This is a genomic window from Aquimarina sp. AD10 (genome assembly GCF_003443715.1).
GTDB lineage: Bacteria > Bacteroidota > Bacteroidia > Flavobacteriales > Flavobacteriaceae > Aquimarina > Aquimarina aggregata.
This window is the reverse complement of sequence record NZ_CP031965.1, coordinates 1,694,297-1,713,544: the sequence shown is the minus strand read 5'-3', so window position 1 is coordinate 1,713,544 and position 19,248 is coordinate 1,694,297. Positions and strand designations below refer to the sequence as shown.

The 19,248-nt window shown below is 30.8% G+C and carries 16 protein-coding genes; 8 read left to right on the top strand and 8 right to left on the bottom strand.

The annotated features are described in order from the left end of the window. Positions 1 to 24 precede the first annotated feature (24 nt). From gldG to D1816_RS07270, 3 genes are all read right to left on the bottom strand, one after another. Positions 25 to 2,421 carry a gliding motility-associated ABC transporter substrate-binding protein GldG gene (gene gldG / locus D1816_RS07280; RefSeq protein WP_066318021.1) on the bottom strand — a complete coding sequence of 799 codons (2,397 nt, stop codon included), beginning with the start codon at positions 2,419 to 2,421 and terminating at the stop codon, positions 25 to 27. 80 nt (positions 2,422 to 2,501) lie between these two features. Further along, the gene (locus D1816_RS07275; protein WP_118501887.1) at positions 2,502 to 2,786 is read right to left on the bottom strand and encodes a putative quinol monooxygenase; all 285 of its coding nucleotides are present in this window, start codon (positions 2,784 to 2,786) and stop codon (positions 2,502 to 2,504) included. A 68-nt stretch (positions 2,787 to 2,854) separates the two neighbouring features. Next, a complete protein-coding gene (locus D1816_RS07270) occupies positions 2,855 to 3,685 on the bottom strand; it encodes an S-adenosyl-l-methionine hydroxide adenosyltransferase family protein (RefSeq protein WP_066318016.1) in 831 nt (276 codons plus the stop codon). Between the two features lie 267 nt (positions 3,686 to 3,952). Here D1816_RS07270 and D1816_RS07265 point away from each other — a divergent pair, with 267 nt between their 5' ends. Then, the gene (locus D1816_RS07265; protein WP_066318013.1) at positions 3,953 to 4,909 is read left to right on the top strand and encodes a PhoH family protein; all 957 of its coding nucleotides are present in this window, start codon (positions 3,953 to 3,955) and stop codon (positions 4,907 to 4,909) included. 55 nt (positions 4,910 to 4,964) lie between these two features. Then, positions 4,965 to 5,915, top strand: a complete 951-nt coding sequence (locus tag D1816_RS07260; RefSeq protein ID WP_118501885.1) for a phosphoribosylaminoimidazolesuccinocarboxamide synthase — start codon at positions 4,965 to 4,967, stop codon at positions 5,913 to 5,915. A 62-nt stretch (positions 5,916 to 5,977) separates the two neighbouring features. Here D1816_RS07260 and D1816_RS07255 read toward each other — a convergent pair whose 3' ends face one another. Beyond that, positions 5,978 to 6,382 carry a glyoxalase gene (locus D1816_RS07255; RefSeq protein WP_066318008.1) on the bottom strand — a complete coding sequence of 135 codons (405 nt, stop codon included), beginning with the start codon at positions 6,380 to 6,382 and terminating at the stop codon, positions 5,978 to 5,980. Between the two features lie 272 nt (positions 6,383 to 6,654). Between D1816_RS07255 and D1816_RS07250 the strand changes: the two genes are divergently transcribed. From D1816_RS07250 to D1816_RS07240, 3 genes are all read left to right on the top strand, one after another. After that, on the top strand, positions 6,655 to 7,545 hold the full coding sequence (locus D1816_RS07250) for a DUF72 domain-containing protein (RefSeq protein ID WP_118501883.1): 891 nt from the start codon (positions 6,655 to 6,657) through the stop codon (positions 7,543 to 7,545). A gap of 216 nt (positions 7,546 to 7,761) precedes the next feature. Beyond that, positions 7,762 to 8,154 (top strand): hypothetical protein, encoded by a 393-nt coding sequence (locus D1816_RS07245; RefSeq protein WP_147405052.1) that lies wholly within the window; start codon positions 7,762 to 7,764, stop codon positions 8,152 to 8,154. Between the two features lie 78 nt (positions 8,155 to 8,232). Then, on the top strand, positions 8,233 to 9,342 hold the full coding sequence (locus D1816_RS07240; RefSeq protein ID WP_066317996.1) for a DEAD/DEAH box helicase: 1,110 nt from the start codon (positions 8,233 to 8,235) through the stop codon (positions 9,340 to 9,342). A gap of 42 nt (positions 9,343 to 9,384) precedes the next feature. On the opposite strand, the gene D1816_RS07235 is transcribed toward D1816_RS07240, so the two are convergent. The 4 genes from D1816_RS07235 to D1816_RS07220 all read right to left on the bottom strand — a co-directional run bounded on the left by D1816_RS07235 (position 9,385) and on the right by D1816_RS07220 (position 13,695). Beyond that, entirely contained in the window at positions 9,385 to 9,759 is a 375-nt protein-coding gene (locus D1816_RS07235) for a response regulator (protein WP_066317994.1), read from the bottom strand. Next, positions 9,756 to 11,960 (bottom strand): PAS domain S-box protein, encoded by a 2,205-nt coding sequence (locus tag D1816_RS07230; RefSeq protein ID WP_066317993.1) that lies wholly within the window; start codon positions 11,958 to 11,960, stop codon positions 9,756 to 9,758. The genes D1816_RS07235 and D1816_RS07230 overlap by 4 nt, the downstream gene beginning before the upstream one ends. 236 nt (positions 11,961 to 12,196) lie before the next feature. Beyond that, the gene (locus D1816_RS07225) at positions 12,197 to 12,931 is read right to left on the bottom strand and encodes a LytTR family DNA-binding domain-containing protein (RefSeq protein WP_066317985.1); all 735 of its coding nucleotides are present in this window, start codon (positions 12,929 to 12,931) and stop codon (positions 12,197 to 12,199) included. Continuing rightward, on the bottom strand, positions 12,931 to 13,695 hold the full coding sequence (locus D1816_RS07220) for a sensor histidine kinase (protein WP_369887289.1): 765 nt from the start codon (positions 13,693 to 13,695) through the stop codon (positions 12,931 to 12,933). The genes D1816_RS07225 and D1816_RS07220 overlap by 1 nt, the downstream gene beginning before the upstream one ends. 457 nt (positions 13,696 to 14,152) lie before the next feature. Between D1816_RS07220 and D1816_RS07215 the strand changes: the two genes are divergently transcribed. The 3 genes from D1816_RS07215 to D1816_RS07205 are packed head-to-tail and all read left to right on the top strand — an operon-like array spanning position 14,153 to position 19,248. Further along, positions 14,153 to 16,423 (top strand): GH92 family glycosyl hydrolase, encoded by a 2,271-nt coding sequence (locus D1816_RS07215; protein WP_118501879.1) that lies wholly within the window; start codon positions 14,153 to 14,155, stop codon positions 16,421 to 16,423. 12 nt (positions 16,424 to 16,435) lie between these two features. Further along, positions 16,436 to 18,265, top strand: coding sequence for a sodium:solute symporter family protein (locus D1816_RS07210; RefSeq protein WP_118501877.1), 1,830 nt, complete (start codon positions 16,436 to 16,438; stop codon positions 18,263 to 18,265). A gap of 14 nt (positions 18,266 to 18,279) precedes the next feature. Continuing rightward, positions 18,280 to 19,248, top strand: a complete 969-nt coding sequence (locus D1816_RS07205; RefSeq protein ID WP_118501875.1) for a glycoside hydrolase family 130 protein — start codon at positions 18,280 to 18,282, stop codon at positions 19,246 to 19,248.

Here is a 19,248-nt window from a genome sequence, read left to right as displayed (position 1 = left end):
TAGATAAACTCGTTCAATTAGCCTTTATAATACCTTTTTATACTTTTTCTTTCGGATAAAAGAGAATAGGAATCCAAAGATCCCAAGGAGTACTAAAGGCACAATAATATTAATAATTTGCCATTTAGTTTTTTGAGCAACTACCTTTTCTACATTTAAAAAAGGGATATTAATTTCTTTACTACGAACCTCGATAAGCCCTGAGTCATCTAAGAGATAATTAATGGCATTAAGTAAAAACTCTTTATTACCATATTTTAAATTAAGATAGGGATCAAATCCAAGAGCTAATGGTTGTCCTTTTCTAGTTTTATTTTTGATAATATCACCATCACTTACAACAATCATTTTTGTATGACTGCTATTGTCTTTTGGGGATTTTATTTTGATGGGTTTGATTCGATCTTTATAGTTAGATTTAAATTCTCCTTCTAATAAAACGGCAAGATTTTGTTTTCCTTCGATGTAGGTGCTAAAATCTGGTTTTTCTCTTATAATATCTAATCTAATTTCTTTAGGAACTCCCTCTAATTTTACTTTTTCAGAACTTGTAAGTAAAATAGTCTTTTTGATATTATTTTTTATTGTATCTATTTGGTTAGCGAATTCAAACTTTACAGATTCGATATTCTTAACAATAGGATGATTACTAGTGCTTTTTGTTAGCGATTCATAAAACCAAGGATAAGGAGTAAATTGGGTATCATTACCTTGTCCAGAGGCTAATACAAGTGGTGCTGACTGAAGATCATTCACTAAAACGGGATTAACTCTAACGCCATAAGAAAATAAAGCATCATTAAGTCTAAGATCTCTCATTAACGCAACGGTAGAGCCCTCGGGATTCATTAGACTATCGATTTCTATTGCTACAGATTCTAGAAGCCATAAAGACTTCCCTCCATTCATTATAAATTGATCAAGTACGTACTTCTCTTTTTCAGAAAATGTTTGAGTAGGTTTTGCATTAATTATAAGATCGAATTTTTGTAAATCTTCTAAGGTTTTAGTAGCGTTGCTGGATACTGAATCTAATGTGAAAGCACCTACAAAATAGTATTCTTGTAGTGTTTTTATGAAATCTGCAATCTTTAAATCAGGTAACTGTCCGTTTCCTTTGAGCACTGCAATTTTATGCTTTTTAGGATGTAATATTTTTGTTAAGCCATCTGCAAATGCGTATTCTAATTGTTGAATAGAACTGTTTACTCTTTCTTCTGAGGTGGCTCCAATATTATTTTTGACTAATGGTATTTTTACGCTTTTATTTTGATAACTTAAAATCGCCCAAGGAACAATGGTTTCAATTTCTGTCTTGCCACTTTCCTGCACACTAACCTCCATCGGAGTAAGACCGAATTGTTGTAATTGATTTATCGTTTCTGTTCTTAAAGCTTCTTCTTCTAAAGGATTTGTGAAAATATATTGAATGTTGGAATTTAAAGCATTAAACTCTTCAAGTAACTGCTTGGTTTCGGATTGAAGTTTTCTAAACTCAGATGGAAAATCTCCTTTCAATAAAACATCGATAACAACAGGAGCAGGTGTTTCTAAAATTAAACTTTTAGTGGCATCGGATAGCGTAAATCGATTATCCTGAGTTAGATCAAACCGACTATAAACACGATTACCTATACTATTAAGAATAAATACAAGAGTAAGTGCAATAAGAATAGGTTTAATTTTGGATTTATTTACAGATTTTTGAAGTATGATTTTGGTTAAAACTCCAAAAAATAAAATGATACTTAAAAAGTAACAAATATCTCGTGTGTCTAAGATACCTTGACTCATACGTTCGTAATGAAGACGAATACCTAGTTGTTCAAAAAAATGACTAATAGTTTCAGAAAGCCCATAATCTGAAATACTACTAAAGCCAAAATAAAATAAAAAACAAAAAAATAGAGAAATCAAAAAAGCAATTATTTGATTGTTAGTAATTGTAGATGAGAAAATCCCTATCGCGGTATATAGAGAAGCTAATAATAGTAAAGCAATATAAGAGCCAAATGTACTTCCTACATCAAAATTACCACTTGGGTTACCTAAAATATAGATCGTAAAACAATATAATAGACTTGGTAATAATGCGATGATGATTAAAGAAAGACTTCCCAAGTATTTACCTAATACCAATTGCCAATTTTGTATTGGTTTTGTAAGTAGTAATTCTAGAGTACCTTGTTTTTTTTCTTCAGCAAAACTGCGCATAGTAACTGCTGGAATAAGAAAAAGTAGTATCCATGGTGCGATCTGGAAAAAAGGAGAAAGATCTGCAAAGCCACTGTCTAGTATATTGTATTGCCCTTTGAAAACCCATAAAAAGAGTCCATTAAGTATTAAGAATATAGCAATGACTAAATATCCCACCGCAGAAGCAAAGAAAGTATTAAACTCTTTTCGTATTAATGCAAACATGTATTTTTAAGGTATTATAATTCGTTTTTTAAGCAATGATCAAAATCTAATGGCACTATTAAAATTATAGACATGTAAACCTAAACCTTTTTTGTACTCCAAGCTTCGGGTTTTTGATTAAACTTATTTTTAGTATTTGCCCAAACACCTTTAAATAACGTAGAGTTTCTGTAGTTATTGAGGTGTTCTTTCGATTCCCAATGACTATATGTAAAAAATTGATTGGATTGTTCTACATCTCGTATTAATTCGACATGATGACAACCATCAAAATTTCTGATTTTATTTTTATTTTCTTTGAAAATTTCTAAGAAATTATCTATTTCTTCAGGAACAAATCCCATTTTTACAATTCGTATAATCATATGGTAGATTTCAAAATAACAAAGCTACAAAGTTTTAGGATTTTATATAGATAAACAACAATGGGTATTTATTCAAAATTAACACTTACCGTATCTCTATAGTATAATCCAAAAAGGCTAGACGCACCTCCAACAGTTTTAGGATTACTTTTATAAATCGCTAATTCTAAATAGCCAGATGAATTAAAAATGGCTAATTTTTTACCATCTTCTTCTCGTTTACTTTTTTCGATATCAAAATTAATAGCATCACTATATCTTTTATAAACATTTTGAAAAACAGCGGTTCGTGCAGTTATTTTAAATTTACGTCCTTTACCAACTTCGTCAAATAATTTTTGAGTGATATTGGTAACCAAGTTTCCATAGTTATCAATATAAATAATGCTGCCTACTATTTGTTTATCACCGACATTAACGATAGGAGTCATGCCTTTGATAGTTTTTATCTCTGATATAGTTTTACCAATCACTTCTAACGTGCCTCCGCGAGCAATATGGCATGCTACAGCGACAAAAACATCCATTACAGGAAAATTAGATACAATAGCATCATGAATATTAATTTCTACAATTTTTTCAGGATTAAACTCTGATGTAATTAGACATATTAATCCATTATTTGCGCAAATAAAATAATGATCATCTAATTTTACGGCAATATGTTTGTTTTCAGGATTAAGTTCACTGTCGATGCCAACAATATGAATACTACCTTTAGGAAAGCTTTTGTAAGCGTTTTGTATAATATATGCAGCCTCTGTTATATGAAAAGGAGAGACTTCATGCGATATGTCAACAACCTTTGCTTCTGGTAGCTCTGTATATATAGCTCCTTTAACCGCAGACACAAAATGATCTTTGATTCCAAAATCTGTAGTTAATGTGATTATTGGCATGTACAATAATTGTTAATATCTTTTGATTGTAAGCGCTTAAAAATATGTAAATTTGTTATGAGGTTATTTCGAGTTTTTCTTTTGACTTCAAAATGAAGTATAATACTTTAGTATTTCACATGTTTTGATATACACCGTATTACGATCATCAATATTTGTTTGATCTATTTTAAATTTTCATTTTGTTTTCCCTTAGAAAAAATCTAAAATAACTTTAGCAAACTTAATCAATCCAAAAAACAATTCATACTAAAATTCGTATAGCTTTTGAACGAACTCATTATTGAACTTACAGAGATTAATCCGAGAGAGTTTTTCGGACTTCAGAATAGCAATATTCAATTATTAAAGAAATACTTTCCGAAGCTTAAAATAGTAGCACGAGGTAGTAAAATGAAAGTTTATGGAGATGAAGACATGCTCGAGGAGTTTGATCTTCGTCTTAATATGCTTCTTGAACATTTTGCGAAGTATAATAAATTAGACGAAAATGTCATCGAACGAGTACTTACTAGTGAGAGCAAAGCAGATTATGAAACATCTGCAGTAAGCGGAGAAACTTTATTACATGGAGTAGGAGGCAAGCTGATTAAAGCACAAACTGCAAATCAGAGAAAACTGGTAGAGTCTTCGAATAAAAATGATATGGTTTTTGCGATTGGTCCTGCCGGTACAGGGAAAACCTATACAGGAGTTGCTCTAGCAGTAAAAGCGCTAAAAGAAAAACAAGTTAGACGTATTATTCTTACAAGACCTGCAGTAGAAGCAGGAGAAAATCTTGGGTTTTTACCGGGGGATTTAAAAGAAAAATTGGATCCGTATATGCAACCATTGTACGATGCATTAAGAGATATGATTCCTAATGAAAAATTAGACAGTTTTATAGAAAAAGGGGTTATTCAGATCGCCCCAATGGCTTTTATGAGAGGTAGAACTCTAGATAACGCTTTTGTAATTCTTGATGAAGCACAGAATACTACTCATGCCCAAATGAAAATGTTTTTAACAAGAATGGGTAAAAATGCAAAGTTTATCATTACTGGTGATCCTGGACAAATAGATTTACCCAGAAGAGTAACATCTGGATTAAAAGAAGCATTGTTGGTACTTAAAAATATACAAGGTATAGGTATTATTTATTTGGATGATAAAGATGTAATTCGCCATAAATTGGTTAAAAAAGTAATTGCTGCCTACAAAGAAATTGAAAATAGAAATGGATAACCTATCCTGGTATTAGCTAATACAAGAGATTTTAAATACACTTAGAAATTAAGTAATGAATACAATAGTAGATACAAACTATAATTTTCCTAAACAAAAATCGGTATACAAAGGAAAAGTTAGAGAGGTATATAATATAGATGATGAACTTTTGGTGATGATTGCGACAGATCGTTTATCTGCATTTGATGTTGTAATGCCCAGAGGAATTCCTTTTAAAGGTCAAATTTTAAATCAAATAGCAACCAAAATGATGAAGGCTACAGAAGATTTGGTGCCAAATTGGTTGATTGCCACTCCAGACCCTAATGTAGCTGTTGGACATCTTTGCGAGCCATTTAAAGTAGAAATGGTTATTCGAGGTTACCTTTCTGGTCATGCAGCTAGAGAGTATAAAGCAGGAAAACGAGTTTTATGTGGTGTGCCAATGGCAGAAGGCCTGATCGAGAATGACAAATTTCCCGAACCTATAATCACGCCATCTACCAAAGCCGAGAATGGAGAACATGACGAGGATATTTCTAGAGAAGAAATATTATCTCAAAATATCGTGTCAAAAGAGGATTATGTAGTACTTGAAGAGTATACTAGAAAATTGTTTCAAAGAGGAACAGAAATTGCTGAAAAACAAGGTCTTATTTTGGTAGATACCAAGTACGAATTTGGAAAAACAAAAGAAGGAAAAATTGTTTTGATAGATGAAATTCATACTCCTGACTCTTCTCGTTATTTTTATATAGAAGGTTATGAAGAACGACAACAACAAAAAGTAGCTCAAAAACAATTATCTAAAGAATTTGTGAGACAATGGCTTATTAGTAATGATTTTCAAGGAAAAGAAGGACAAAAAATTCCAGAAATGACAGACGAATATATAAATTCAGTTTCTGAACGATATATAGAACTTTACGAGAACATTGCAGGAACTACTTTTGTAAAAGCAGATGTTTCTAACGTAGAAAAACGAATAGAAAAAAACGTTTTAAATTATTTAGAAGCTGAATAATTAAAAACGATAGTAAATAAACTAAAAAAGGAGCTGTAAACAACAGCTCCTTTTTTAGTTTATTAGGCAACTTTATATTCCAATAGTTGTACGTTATCCTGTAATCGCTCTTTTACGATACTCATCATACGCTTATTTAATGCAGAAGAGTTTTGCGTATACTGCAGGTATTCTTCTACCGTAAATTGGCCAATGATCATCCCTTTAAGACTATTTCTAAATTTCATGTCCTTTTGAACGGCATTTTCAATAAAATTCATTCTTTTTTCAAGAGATAATTCGTAAAAAGTATTCTTTCTTTTCTTGATATAATTTTTAAATACTTCAATAAAAAGATCACCTTGAAGTTTAACTATTGGTCTGATTGTTTTATTCTGAAATTGTTCATCATTTGACATGTTTTCAGAAACTCTTGCATTTAATAACTTTGGACGTATTGCCAATAAATTTGATTCCCTGTTTTCCATAATAAAGAGGTTTACTAAAATTAACTAATAGTTAAGCGCAAAATTGACCTTGTGTCTTAGAGTTTTAAACGACTTATAAACAATATGAATGTTGCAAGGTTACATTTTAAATAAATATATTCGTTTTGTTTTCGTTTAAGATTAAGTAAATAATAAGTTAGTTCTAAAAGAACGATGAAAAAAATAAGGAAATAAAAAGTTTTTGCTTTTTTTACTTATTACTAATCAAATGATATTTTTGTTACTCATCCTAAATTAATTCATATTAATATATGCAATTTGGCAAAGTAGAACATCCAGAGACTATAGATTTTTTGTTACCAAAAGATCATAAAGACACATTAGACGTAATAAAAAGTAATTCTAAAGATAATCTATCAGTATCAGTAGGTTGTGCCAAATGGAATCGTCAGGATCTAAAAGGGTTTTATCCCAGAGGTACAAAAGACGAACTAGAATATTATTCTCGACAATTTAATAGTATTGAGCTTAATGCTACTTTTTATAGAATTTTTCCCGAGGACCAGTTTAAAAAATGGTATGATAAGACTCCAGAGGGATTTAAGTTTTTTCCTAAACTTGTTCAAAATATTTCTCATTTAAAGAGATTAAATGAGGATGTCCAGCCTTATGTGGATCAATATCTTGCAAGTGCGATACATCTTAAAGAAAAGCTTGGAACCATTTTTTTACAGATGCATGGCAATTTTGGGCCTAAAAATTTTGATAGGGTAGTTAGGTTTATTGAAAAATGGCCAAAAGAAATTCGCCTTTCGGTTGAATTTAGGCATACCGATTGGTTTAATGATAGTGTAGTTGCAAACGAACTGTATAGTCTTTTAGAAAATCATAATGTTGCTAATATAATTACAGACACAGCAGGAAGAAGAGATTTACTGCATATGCGATTAACTAATGGAGAGGCATTTGTTAGATATGTTGGAGCAAATCATCCAACAGATTATACACGACTTGATGATTGGATTATTAGATTGAAATCATGGAGAGAAGCAGGAATTAACGAAATACATTTTTTTGTTCATCAGAATATCGAAAAAGAATCACCATTATTATCTAAATATTTTATAAAACAATTAAATAAAAATTTAAATACAAGACTTAGCTTACCTAATCATACCACAGATGACCCTACATTGTTTTAGATTTCTGGAGTTTTTATGGTTTTCACGTATAAAAAAAACAGTTTTACATAGTGTAAGTGTTAAAAAACGATATAAAATTGATTTTTAACGTCAATTTATGTATTTTGCCGATGAATTTAGAATTATTACATTTTTATATACGGTTTAAATGCACATAAATGTAGTACTTTGAAATCAAATTAAGATTAACCCCCATAATCCTAAAAATTGAACTAAATGACTAAACTATTACACTGCTCCATCTTACTATTTACCATTTTGATAGCCAATTTTGGTAATGCTCAATCAACAATCATTGTTAATGATTTAGACCCCATAACTGTTAATGAAAGTATTGTAGACATTCAGACTATTATGTTGGGAAATGATACAGCATCATACAAGAAAGTTTTTTCTTACATGACTGAGTTTCTTGATGTAAAATATAAACTTGATCATGATCATTCTGATCATATAGAAGGTGTTACCTTAATAGATATTATATCATCAGAAGAAAGTACAGATTTTAATTGTTCTGGAGGATTTTGTATGAACGATCTACATTTTCATAAAAAAGGATTAACTTCAAAAAAGCAATTTTTTGGATATTTCATGAGTATTTCCTGTTAAGAATTATTTTTAGTAATTCATCATTTCTCTTGAGTTGTAAATATATTCGATTATTTTTGCAGCCTAAATTAAGAGGCTATGACATTTAAGGAGTTAGGAGTATCCGATGAACTTAACAAAGGACTTTTGGAAATGGGAATTGCTGTTCCAACAAAAATACAGGAACAAGCTATACCACTGCTTTTAAAAAACCAAACAGATTTTGTAGGTAAAGCACAAACGGGCACAGGAAAAACTGCAGCTTTTGGAATTCCTTTATTGTCCCAGATAGACGCTCAAAAAAACCATACACAAGCTTTAATTTTAGCACCTACGAGAGAACTTGGTCAACAAATAGCTAAACAACTATTTAAATTTACAAAGTATACAGATAAAATCTTTACAGAATCTGTTTATGGAGGTGAAAAAATAGAGAAACAAATTTCTAGATTAAGTCGACCTACTCAAATTATCGTAGCTACTCCAGGTAGATTAATTGATCTTATTGAAAGAAAAGTTGTTGATATCTCTAATATAAAGACAATTGTACTTGACGAAGCAGATGAAATGCTAAGTATGGGTTTTAAAAAAGATCTAACGACTATTCTAAGTAAAACAAAAGGTCGCAGAAACGTTTGGCTTTTCTCGGCAACAATACCTTCTTCTTTAGATGAAATTATAAATACATATGTAAATCAACATGCACTTCGGGTTAGCATAGATAAAAGCGACGCTGTAAATAAAGGTATCAATCATCAGTTTGTAGTTGGAGAAGAAGTAAATAAACTAGATACATTAACTTATTTTCTAAAGAGTGAAAAAGGGGGTAGAGGGATTGTTTTTACCAAAACAAAGGCCGCAGCCAGAACACTTTCTAAGCAATTGAAAGCAAAAAATTATGATGTTGGGCTTTTGGAAGGAGAAATGACTCAAAAAGAACGAGATAAGGTAATGAGAGCATTCAGAAACAAAACCTTACAATTATTAGTATCAACAGATGTTGCCGCTAGAGGTATCGATGTCGCTAATCTTAGTTTTGTTATTCATTATCAACTTCCTGATCAAATTGAATATTATACACACAGAAGTGGTAGAACAGCTAGGGCAGGAAAAACCGGTATATCACTGGCGCTTATTACCAAACCAGAAATTAAAGTGATTAGAGAATTAGAGAAACAATTGGGTATAAAGTTTCTTCAGATTAGATAATTGCTAATAACTATGTATTGAATTTTAAGAAATCATTTGTTTTTAGCTAACTCCTATTGTAGAAATTACCGATATTAATTCTTCAAAATTCACAGGTTTAGAGAAGTAATTGTCAAAACCAATATTGATAAAACGTTGCTTATCTCCTGGCATGGCATATGCTGTAACTGCAAATACTGGTATACCTTTTAACATTTCTAATTTCCTAAATCGTTGAAGTAGTTCACAACCATCCATTTGGTTTAAACCTAAATTAATATCTACAAGAATTAGATCAAGTTCCTTTTCTTTTTCTTTTACTACTTTAAGTGCTTGTGATCCATTTTCAGCAATAATCACATTAGAGTCATTTCTGGATAACATTTTATCCATAACCATTGCATTTATCTTGTTATCTTCAACGTAAAGAATATTCATAGGCATCTAGGAATTATAATTTTGAACTTTGTACCTTTACCTAGTGTACTTTTTAACTTTATTTCTCCTCCTAACATAGTAATGTATCTTTTTGATAAACTAAGCCCAATACCAGTTCCTTCGTATTTTCGACTTAGCCCTATACTTTCTTGTGTTAAGGGGTCAAATATTTTTTCAAAACTTGTTTTGTCGATACCGATTCCAGTATCTTTTATATAAATATATATTTTTTTTTCGGAATTATCAGATTTTATTTTTACCGTAACAGTACCTTTTTCGGTATACTTTATGGCATTGTGTATGATATTATTAAGAGCAGGTCTGAATAAATTTTTATCAATATTAGATTGAGGGCAGCTTTCATCTAGTTCGAGTTCATACTTCAACTTCTTAGCCTCCGCCATATGTTTATATTCTCTAAAAGAGGTTTCTACAATATAATTTATATCGAGTTCTTCGAAAATTAAATTATCATTTATGGCATCAATTTCACTAAAATTGGATAATTTATCCATGGTGTCTAATAATCGATCTTTGCTTTCTTCTAGATATTCAAGTAGCTTATCTTTATCATCAAGATCATTTCCTTGAAGCAATAATTTAGCGATTGTCATAATACCATTTAAGGGTGTGCGTATCTCATGACTAAAATTCGAAAGAATATTTGATTTTAAATTACTTAATTCTTGTTCTTTAATATGTGCTTCTTTTATGGTCTGTTCTGCAAGTTTTTGTTCAGTAATATCTAAAAAACTAATTAGAATAGAATTTATTTTATACTCATTATCAAAAACAGGTGTATATTTTGATTCTAACCATTGCACGTTACCTTTGTGTGTTATACGCTCAAATTCCTTTATAGTCGTGTTGCCTTTTACAGCCTCATTAAAAGCGTGTTTAAATGATGTTCTGAAGTTTAAAGGAACTACATCATAAAAAAGAGACGGTGTAATATTTGGGTCGATATTAAAATCTCTTTTAATGATTTTTAATAACTTTTTATCGGTCATTAAAATTTTGCCTTTAGTATCTAATAAAACGGTATAAGCAAAACCGTTGTTTACAATGGCTTGTAATCTGTTTTTACTTTCTGCTATTGTTTTTATATTTATCTTTTTTTGATGTACATCTATAAGGTTTCCGATCATTCGAATGGTCTCTCCTTTTTCATTTTTTCTCTGGTATCCATGTACTTCATAATAGCGATATTCACCGGCGTTGTTTATAAGACGGTAGTGGTTATAGTAATGATTACTTTCTTCAAGAAGGTTGTCAATATGCCTCTGATGGGCTTTTTCTCTATCATCGGGATGTATCATATCCTGAAAATCCTCCTCGGACACAACATCTTGATCTAATGGTAACCCTAACATGTTTTTGAAATCCAGACTATAAAATACTTCATTTCTATCAATAAGGTAGTCAAAGAGCCCAGATTGAATTCCTTTTAATGCTAAGTTTTTTGTTTCCTCACTATATTTCAGTTTTTCGATATAATTATAGCGATCAGTTACATCTGCAATAGTACCATTAACATATACAACTTCATTTCTATAAATTATAGGCTGTGCTACTACTTTAACCCATTTTAGATTTCCTTTTGCTGTAATAATTTTTTCAGTATAAGTATATGGTTTCTTACTTTTTATAAGATTATCTAGATAACTTTCTACTCTCGGGCGAGAAGCTTCGGGATAAAAACTAGCACCTAAATCACGTGTCATAGGGGTATCAGGATCTAAATCTTTAACCAAATAACATCCTTTAGACCAGAACATTTCTTTATTTCTGGGATTAAAATACCATGCTCCAGTTTTGGTTAATTTAGAAAGTGTTTGTAAAGCTCTATGCTCTTTGTACTCCTCGGTAGTATCAATACCAGCAGCATAAATTAGATCATTATGATATGTTAAATCAAATTTTAGAGCTAATACTCCGTCTCTTTCGGTGGCAAAACTAAAGGATTCACTAATTATTGAATTTTCAACGCTTAAACTTGAAATAGAATTATTAAAGACTTGAACATCATCATCAATGATAAAATCAGTAATACGTTTTCCTTTAATTTCAGAATTAGTGAATGGGAATAAGACATGGCATCTATTGTTGCAAGCTACTATTCTCCCATTTTTTTTTAAAACTAGAAGAAAGTGTAACGTTTTTTCAGCTAAAACTCCAAATTGTTCTGCGGTGAAAGGCATAATTTGAGATTAAATTCTCTTAAAGTTACGAAATGATTCAGAAAAAAACTCCTGAACAAGGGATTTTAAAGTAATTAGTTAAATATTATATGCCTATTTAACGAAATTCAATTGTAAGATAATAGCATACTTTGTGATAAAAATGATCTGTAAATTGACTTTGTTACTCAAAATATATTAGTATGATTCAATACATTAATCAAACATTACTATAATTGTATTGACCATTTTTTCGATTATGAAGAAGGATTAGTGTTATTTTCTTTAAAAATTACATTTTTAACTTCGTTTAAATAACTTCTTCCGATGGGATATCTTATATCGGCTATTTCGATACTATTTCCTTCAACTGTTTCTACTTTTTCTATAGAAATGGTATATGATCTATGAATTCTTATAAATTTTTCTGAAGGTAATTCATCAGTGAAACTACTTAGTGTTTGATGAATTATATACTTGTTAACTATTGTATTGATTTTGATGTAATCTCCTAGGCTCTCAACAGATAATATTTCATCGAGATATATCTTTTTCATTTTTTTCTTATCAATTTTTATAAAGATATATGCTCTTTCATTAGATAAAGGAATATCCTCTTTTTGTTGATATTCTCTTATTTTAAAAGCTTTATTAATGGCCATGATAAATCTGTGAAAAGAAATAGGTTTCACCAAATAATCAACCACTTCTAATTCATAACTGGCTACAGCAAATTCTTCGTGGGCTGTTGTAATAATAGTTAATGGTTTTTTGGGGATACTTTTTAATAGATTTAGACCGTCTAATAAGGGCATATTAATATCTAAAAAAAGAAGATCGATTTCATCATTGTTACTTCTTATATAATCAACACTTTCGGTAGCATCACTAAAAGAACATAATAGATGCAATCCTTTTGTTTGATCAATATAATTTTTTATAACATTAATTGCCAATGGCTCATCGTCTACTATTACACATTTTAAATCCATTACACTTTTATTTTTAAATCAACAATATACTGACTATTATTTTCGCCTATAGTAAGGTTATATTCCTCTGCTTTATACCCTAATTCTAATCTTTTTTTAACATTGCCAATACCAATGCCACCTGGATAAGATATAATTTCATTATTATCCATTTTCGTAGGTATAGGGTTAGAAATTTTGAAGTAAAGAAAATCGTCAATGACATTAAAATCGATATTAATCTCTATTTCTCCAATATTTTTGTTTGCGCCATGTTTAAAAGAATTTTCTATAAATGCTAGGAGTAGCATGGGAGCTATTTGTTTATCTTCTATTTCACCAGAAATATTAATATTTATTTTTAATAAATCTCCATATCGAATTCTTTCTAAATCCAGGTAGTTTTGCAAACAAATAATTTCTTTAGAGAGACTTTGTCTTTTTTGATTGGTTTCATGAAGTAAATACCTCATTAACTCAGAAAGTTTTAATATTGTTTTTGGAGTTTTGTCAGATTTTTCTACAGATAAAGCATAAATATTATTAAGTGTATTAAAAAAGAAATGAGGTGATATTTGAGTTCTTAAGAACCTAAGTTCAGTTTCTAATTGTAGTTTTTCGACATCAATTAATTTTTTATGCTCCCTTAACCAATCTAAAGTAACTTTTATAGCAGCGACAAACGCCATGACATAAAGTTCTCCTAGCATCATTTCGATAGCATAATTTAGAGTCAAATTATTAGTAACTTCTGGACCTTCTGGCCAAACATTATGACTTACCATGAAATAGGTTAAGTAGAATTTAGCTAACAGCATTAGGAAAAGTGAAATGATCACAGATATTATATACAAGAGGTATTTGCGCCGATGTATAAATTTTGGCATTAAGTAATAAATGTTAAAATAACTAAGAGTCATGTGTATAACAAAACCTAATGCAGTTGTCTTAAAAGAATATATATAATCGTTAAAGTAACTACCCCATCTAAAAGTAGTAAACAGAAAATAAACCAACCAGAAGATGATATGATGCTTTAGTGTTATACTATAGTTGTTACCAGGAGTAATATTTATAAGACGTCTAATTTTTTGTAACATATTCCCCGAGTTTTTTTTAGACGTTTAACAGACTTACGCTGTTATTGGTCTAAAATTATTCTTTTAAAGTTAAGATTTGTAAATATTTATATTATTGTTGTTTTCCCCTATTAGTAATCATAAAAATACTAAATATAACCAGATGAAGATATTTTACAATATTAAACTACTAGCGATAGTATCAATACTAGTTTTTTCATGTAATAAAAAAGAAACCATTAATAATACTGTTCATCAGCAAGAAAACAACCTAACCAATTTTGTAGATCCTTTGATAGGTACTGGGGGTCATGGCCATACCTATCCAGGGGCAACAGTTCCATTTGGTATGGTTCAAGTTAGCCCGGATAATGGCATTTCTGCATGGGATTGGTGTTCTGGATATCATCATTCAGATTCGATAACAATCGGTTTTAGTCATTTACATCTCAGCGGAACAGGAATTGGAGATTTAACGGATATAAGAGTAATGCCTATTAATAAAAAGGTAGATCTGTCTAAATCTATAAAAACAAGGGATGATATTCCTTTTAAATCTAGATACTCTCATACTAACGAAAAAGCATCTCCCGGGTATTACAGTTTGTTTTTAGAAGATTTTAATATTAAAGCAGAATTAACGGCCGATGTTCGAACAGCTTTTCATCGTTATACGTTTAAAGAAGAAGATGAACAATCACTTGTTTTGGATTTGGGGTATACGACAAACTGGGATAAGACAGTCGATTCACAAATAAATATCGAAGATAAATTTACAATTTCAGGATATAGACATAGTACCGGATGGGCAAAAAATCAAAAAGTATTTTTTGTCATAGAATTTTCAAAATCAATACATCAGTATGATTTATATGTAGATAAAACTAAACATGAAAACATTAATTCGGTAAAAGGAAAAGATGTGACTGCACAATTGTTTTTTAACCAAGTAACAAAAAATCAATTAAATGTAAAAGTTGGTATTTCTTCGGTAAGTATTGCTAATGCAAAAAAGAACATATCGAGATACAATAATAAGTTTGAATTCGATGAAGTAAAAGAAAAAGCGCATAATAGTTGGGAACAATCACTATCAAAAATAGAAGTAGATACAAAAGTTGATTCTCTTAAAGCGATTTTTTACACAGCTCTATATCACTCTCAAATAGCTCCCGTAGTGTATAGCGATGTGGATGGAGCTTTTCGCAAAGAAAATGATAGTATCGTTTCTGCTAAGGGGTATACTGCCTATTCAACGTTATCCCTATGGGATACATTTAGAGCAGAACATCCATTACTTATATTTTTAGATTCACATAAGGTTGCAGATATTATTAATTCTATGCTGGCATATTATGAAAATGAAAATGTACTACCTGTCTGGACTTTATACGCAAACGAAACCAATACCATGACAGGATATCATTCTGTTTCAGTAATTGCAGAAGCCTATTTGAAAGGAATTAAAGGTTTTGATATTAATAAGGCTTATGAAGCAATGAAAACAACAATGATGCAAGATGATAGGGGGCTGAATTTTTATAAAGAATATGGATATATACCGTATAAACTGTTAGACGAATCGGTAACAATAACTTTAGAATATGCTTATAATGATTGGTGTTTAGCACAAGTAGCTAAGGCCCTAGGAAAAAAAGAAGACTATATCTATTTCTTAAAAAGATCTGAGGCATATACCTATCTTTTTGATAAAGAAACAGGCTTTATGCGGGGGAAATCTAAAGATGGTAAAAGTTGGCATGAACCATTTGATCCTAAATTTTCGGCGCATCGCGTACATGCAGATTATACAGAAGGTAATGCATGGCAGCATAGTTGGTTTGTTCCACATAATGTAGATGGTTTAATCCAACTTTATGGAAGTGAAGAAGTTTTTGTTAAAAAATTAGAACAGCTTTTTACAGAAGATTCTGAAATTACAGGAGATAATGTTTCTGTAGATATTTCTGGTCTAATCGGGCAATATGCCCACGGAAATGAACCTAGTCACCATATTGCCTATATGTTTAATAAAGCCAATGCCCCTTGGAAAACGCAATATTGGGTAAATGAGATTTTAAAGACACAGTATAATACGACTCCAAATGGGTTAAGCGGAAATGAAGATTGTGGGCAAATGTCTGCATGGTACGTATTTAGCGCATTAGGTATTTACCCAATGAACCCTGCATCGGGAGAGTACGAAATAGGTAGTCCAATTTTTGATAGAGCAGTTTTAAAAATTACTGAAGAAATAGATTTTATAATAGAGGCAGAAAACGTATCAGATAAAAACATATACATACAATCAGCAACTCTAGACGGAAAAAAACTTAATCGATCACATATTACACATCAAGAAATCATGAGTGGAGGCAAGTTACATTTTGTAATGGGAGCATCACCTAATAAAAATTGGGGTGTAAAGAACTAATAAACTTAATAAATGAATCTAGCTACCATTGATACTGTAATAATAATATGTTATATAATTATTACTCTTCTTTTTGGGTTTTATGTTTCTAAAAAAGCATCAAAGGATATCAAATCGTATTTTCTTGCAGGAAATGAAATCCCTTGGTATTATTTAGGATTGTCCAATGCTTCTGGAATGTTTGATATTTCTGGAACAATGTGGGCCGTTACAGCTATGTTTGTTTATGGACTTAAAAGTGCTTGGTTACCATGGTTATGGCCCGTTTGGAATCAAGTTTTTATCATGGTTTTTCTAGCTGCATGGTTAAGACGTTCGAATGTTATGACCGGCGCACAATGGATCACGTATAGATTTGGGAAAAATCTTGGTGCAAGACTATCTCATATTATTGTAACTGTTTTTGCGATTATAAGCACTCTTGGGTTTATAGCATACTTTTTTGAAGGAATAGGAAAATTTGCCACTATATTTTTTCCATGGGATCTATCATTTGCAATAGGTGGAGTGTTAATTTCTTCTGAACAATCTTATGCCTTAATTATAATTGCTATTACTACTATATATACCTTAAAAGGAGGAATGTATAGTGTTGTTGGTACAGAAGTGATTCAATTTGTTTTAATGACAATATCTTGTTTGGTAATAGGTTATATTGCTTTTACTTCGGTTTCTGCAGAACAAATTACAAATGCAGTTCCAGGAAATTGGAAAAATTTATTTTTCGGAATGGAACTGGATTTAGATTGGACAGGGTATATTGATAGTGTAAATGCCAAGATAGAAGAAGATGGTTTTTCTCTTTTTGGTTTTTTATTTATGATGATGATTTTTAAAGGAATTTTTGCAAGTTTGGCAGGTCCGGTTCCAAGCTATGATATGCAACGAATTTTATCGACAAAAAATGAAGTCGAAGCCTCTAAAATGAGCGGACTAACAATTATAGTATTATCAATTCCTAGATATCTTATGATTACAGGATTTGCTATTTTAGGACTTGTATATTTAGGCCCCGAATTGCAAGAAGCAGGTTCAGGAATAGATTTTGAAACTATATTACCTTTGGCTATTCAACGCTTTATTCCTGTAGGACTGAAAGGATTACTTTTAGCAGGGTTATTAGCAGCTTTTATGGGGACATTTGCAGCTTTTATTAATGCTGCTCCCGCATATTTGGTAAATGATATCTATAAAAAATATATCAAACCAAACGCCTCGAATAAGACATATATTAGATTTAGTTATTTATCTTCTATTCTGATTGTTATAATAGGATTGCTGTTTGGCTTTTTTGCATCATCTATAAATACATTAACATTGTGGTTAACTTCGGCTTTGTATGGCGGGTATGCAGCTGCAAACATGCTTAAATGGATTTGGTGGAGATTTAATTCATATGGGTATTTTGGTGGTATGTTGGCTGGTTTAATAGCTGCTACTATTGTGCCTACTCTTTTTACTGATACTTCAGATATTTATTTGTTTCCGCTTATACTAGTGATATCCTTTTTAGGCTGCATTTTAGGAGTTTATTTAGGAAAACCAGATGATATTAAAGTATTAAAAAACTTCTATAAGACAACAAAGCCTTGGGGTTTTTGGAAACCTGTTATTAAAGAATTACAAAAAGATGACCCAACATTTACTCCAAACGAGGATTTTAGAAAAGATGTATTAAATTGTATAATTGGAGTTGTTTGGCAAATGACATTTGTATTGGCGCCTATATATTTAATTATTAAGGAATATTATTATCTAAGTATTGTCTTAGTCCTGATGCTAATAACATCCTTAATTTTAAAAAGAACATGGTACGATAAAATTAAACAAATTAAGAACTAAGTGATTATTTAAATATGCAAAAAGCAATTCCGTGGCAAGATAAACCCAAAGGTTGTAGTGATGTTATTTGGAGATATTCAGAAAATCCAATTATATCCAGAGATGCTATCCCTATGTCAAATAGTATTTTTAATAGTGCGGTGGTACCTTTTAAAAATGGATTTGCAGGTGTTTTTAGATGCGATAATAAAGCAGTACAAATGAATATTTATGCTGGGTTTAGTATAGATGGGATTCATTGGGATATTGATCATTATCCAATAAAAATGCAAGAAGGAAATACCAAAATGATTGCCTCAGATTATAAATATGACCCTAGAGTTACTTTTATCGAGGATCGATATTGGATCACATGGTGTAATGGGTATTTTGGCCCCACTATTGGCATAGCCTATACTTTTGATTTTAAAGAATTTTTTCAATGCGAAAATGCTTTTTTACCATTCAATAGAAACGGAGTGTTGTTTCCTGAAAAAATTAACGGAAAGTATGCCATGTTAAGTAGACCAAGTGATAATGGGCATACTCCTTTTGGAGATATTTTTATTAGTTATAGTCCCGATATGAAATACTGGGGCGAACATAGAAATGTTATGCAAGTAGCTCCTTTTGAAGATAGTGCTTGGCAATGCACAAAAATAGGAGCTGGTTCTGTTCCTTTTTTAACAGAAGATGGCTGGTTGATGTTTTATCATGGTGTTATTAATACTTGCAACGGTTTTAGATATGCAATGGGAGCGTCTATTCTTGATAAAAATAATCCAGATGAAGTAAAATATAGAACAAAACCATATTTATTAACGCCTTCTGTGGATTACGAGCAAATTGGAGATGTATCAAATGTAATATTTCCTTGTGCAACCTTACAAGATATAGCACAAGATAAAGTGGCTATTTATTATGGAGCAGCAGATACTGTTGTAGCGTTGGCCTTTGGAAGGATTAGTGAAATTATTAAGTTTACTAAAGAAAATACCTTGTGA

Excerpts from the sequence above, each read along its gene's own strand:
- gldG (WP_066318021.1), bottom strand. The coding sequence starts at position 2,421 with ATGTTTGCATTAATACGAAAAGAGTTTAATACTTTCTTTGCTTCTGCG.
- D1816_RS07275 (WP_118501887.1), bottom strand. The coding sequence starts at position 2,786 with ATGATTATACGAATTGTAAAAATGGGATTTGTTCCTGAAGAAATAGAT.
- D1816_RS07270 (WP_066318016.1), bottom strand. The coding sequence starts at position 3,685 with ATGCCAATAATCACATTAACTACAGATTTTGGAATCAAAGATCATTTT.
- D1816_RS07260 (WP_118501885.1), top strand. The coding sequence starts at position 4,965 with ATGAATACAATAGTAGATACAAACTATAATTTTCCTAAACAAAAATCG.
- D1816_RS07255 (WP_066318008.1), bottom strand. The coding sequence starts at position 6,382 with ATGGAAAACAGGGAATCAAATTTATTGGCAATACGTCCAAAGTTATTA.
- D1816_RS07250 (WP_118501883.1), top strand. The coding sequence starts at position 6,655 with ATGCAATTTGGCAAAGTAGAACATCCAGAGACTATAGATTTTTTGTTA.
- D1816_RS07245 (WP_147405052.1), top strand. The coding sequence starts at position 7,762 with ATGACTAAACTATTACACTGCTCCATCTTACTATTTACCATTTTGATA.
- D1816_RS07240 (WP_066317996.1), top strand. The coding sequence starts at position 8,233 with ATGACATTTAAGGAGTTAGGAGTATCCGATGAACTTAACAAAGGACTT.
- D1816_RS07235 (WP_066317994.1), bottom strand. The coding sequence starts at position 9,759 with ATGAATATTCTTTACGTTGAAGATAACAAGATAAATGCAATGGTTATG.
- D1816_RS07230 (WP_066317993.1), bottom strand. The coding sequence starts at position 11,960 with ATGCCTTTCACCGCAGAACAATTTGGAGTTTTAGCTGAAAAAACGTTA.
- D1816_RS07225 (WP_066317985.1), bottom strand. The coding sequence starts at position 12,931 with ATGGATTTAAAATGTGTAATAGTAGACGATGAGCCATTGGCAATTAAT.
- D1816_RS07220 (WP_369887289.1), bottom strand. The coding sequence starts at position 13,695 with ATGGTAAGTCATAATGTTTGGCCAGAAGGTCCAGAAGTTACTAATAAT.
- D1816_RS07215 (WP_118501879.1), top strand. The coding sequence starts at position 14,153 with ATGAAGATATTTTACAATATTAAACTACTAGCGATAGTATCAATACTA.
- D1816_RS07210 (WP_118501877.1), top strand. The coding sequence starts at position 16,436 with ATGAATCTAGCTACCATTGATACTGTAATAATAATATGTTATATAATT.
- D1816_RS07205 (WP_118501875.1), top strand. The coding sequence starts at position 18,280 with ATGCAAAAAGCAATTCCGTGGCAAGATAAACCCAAAGGTTGTAGTGAT.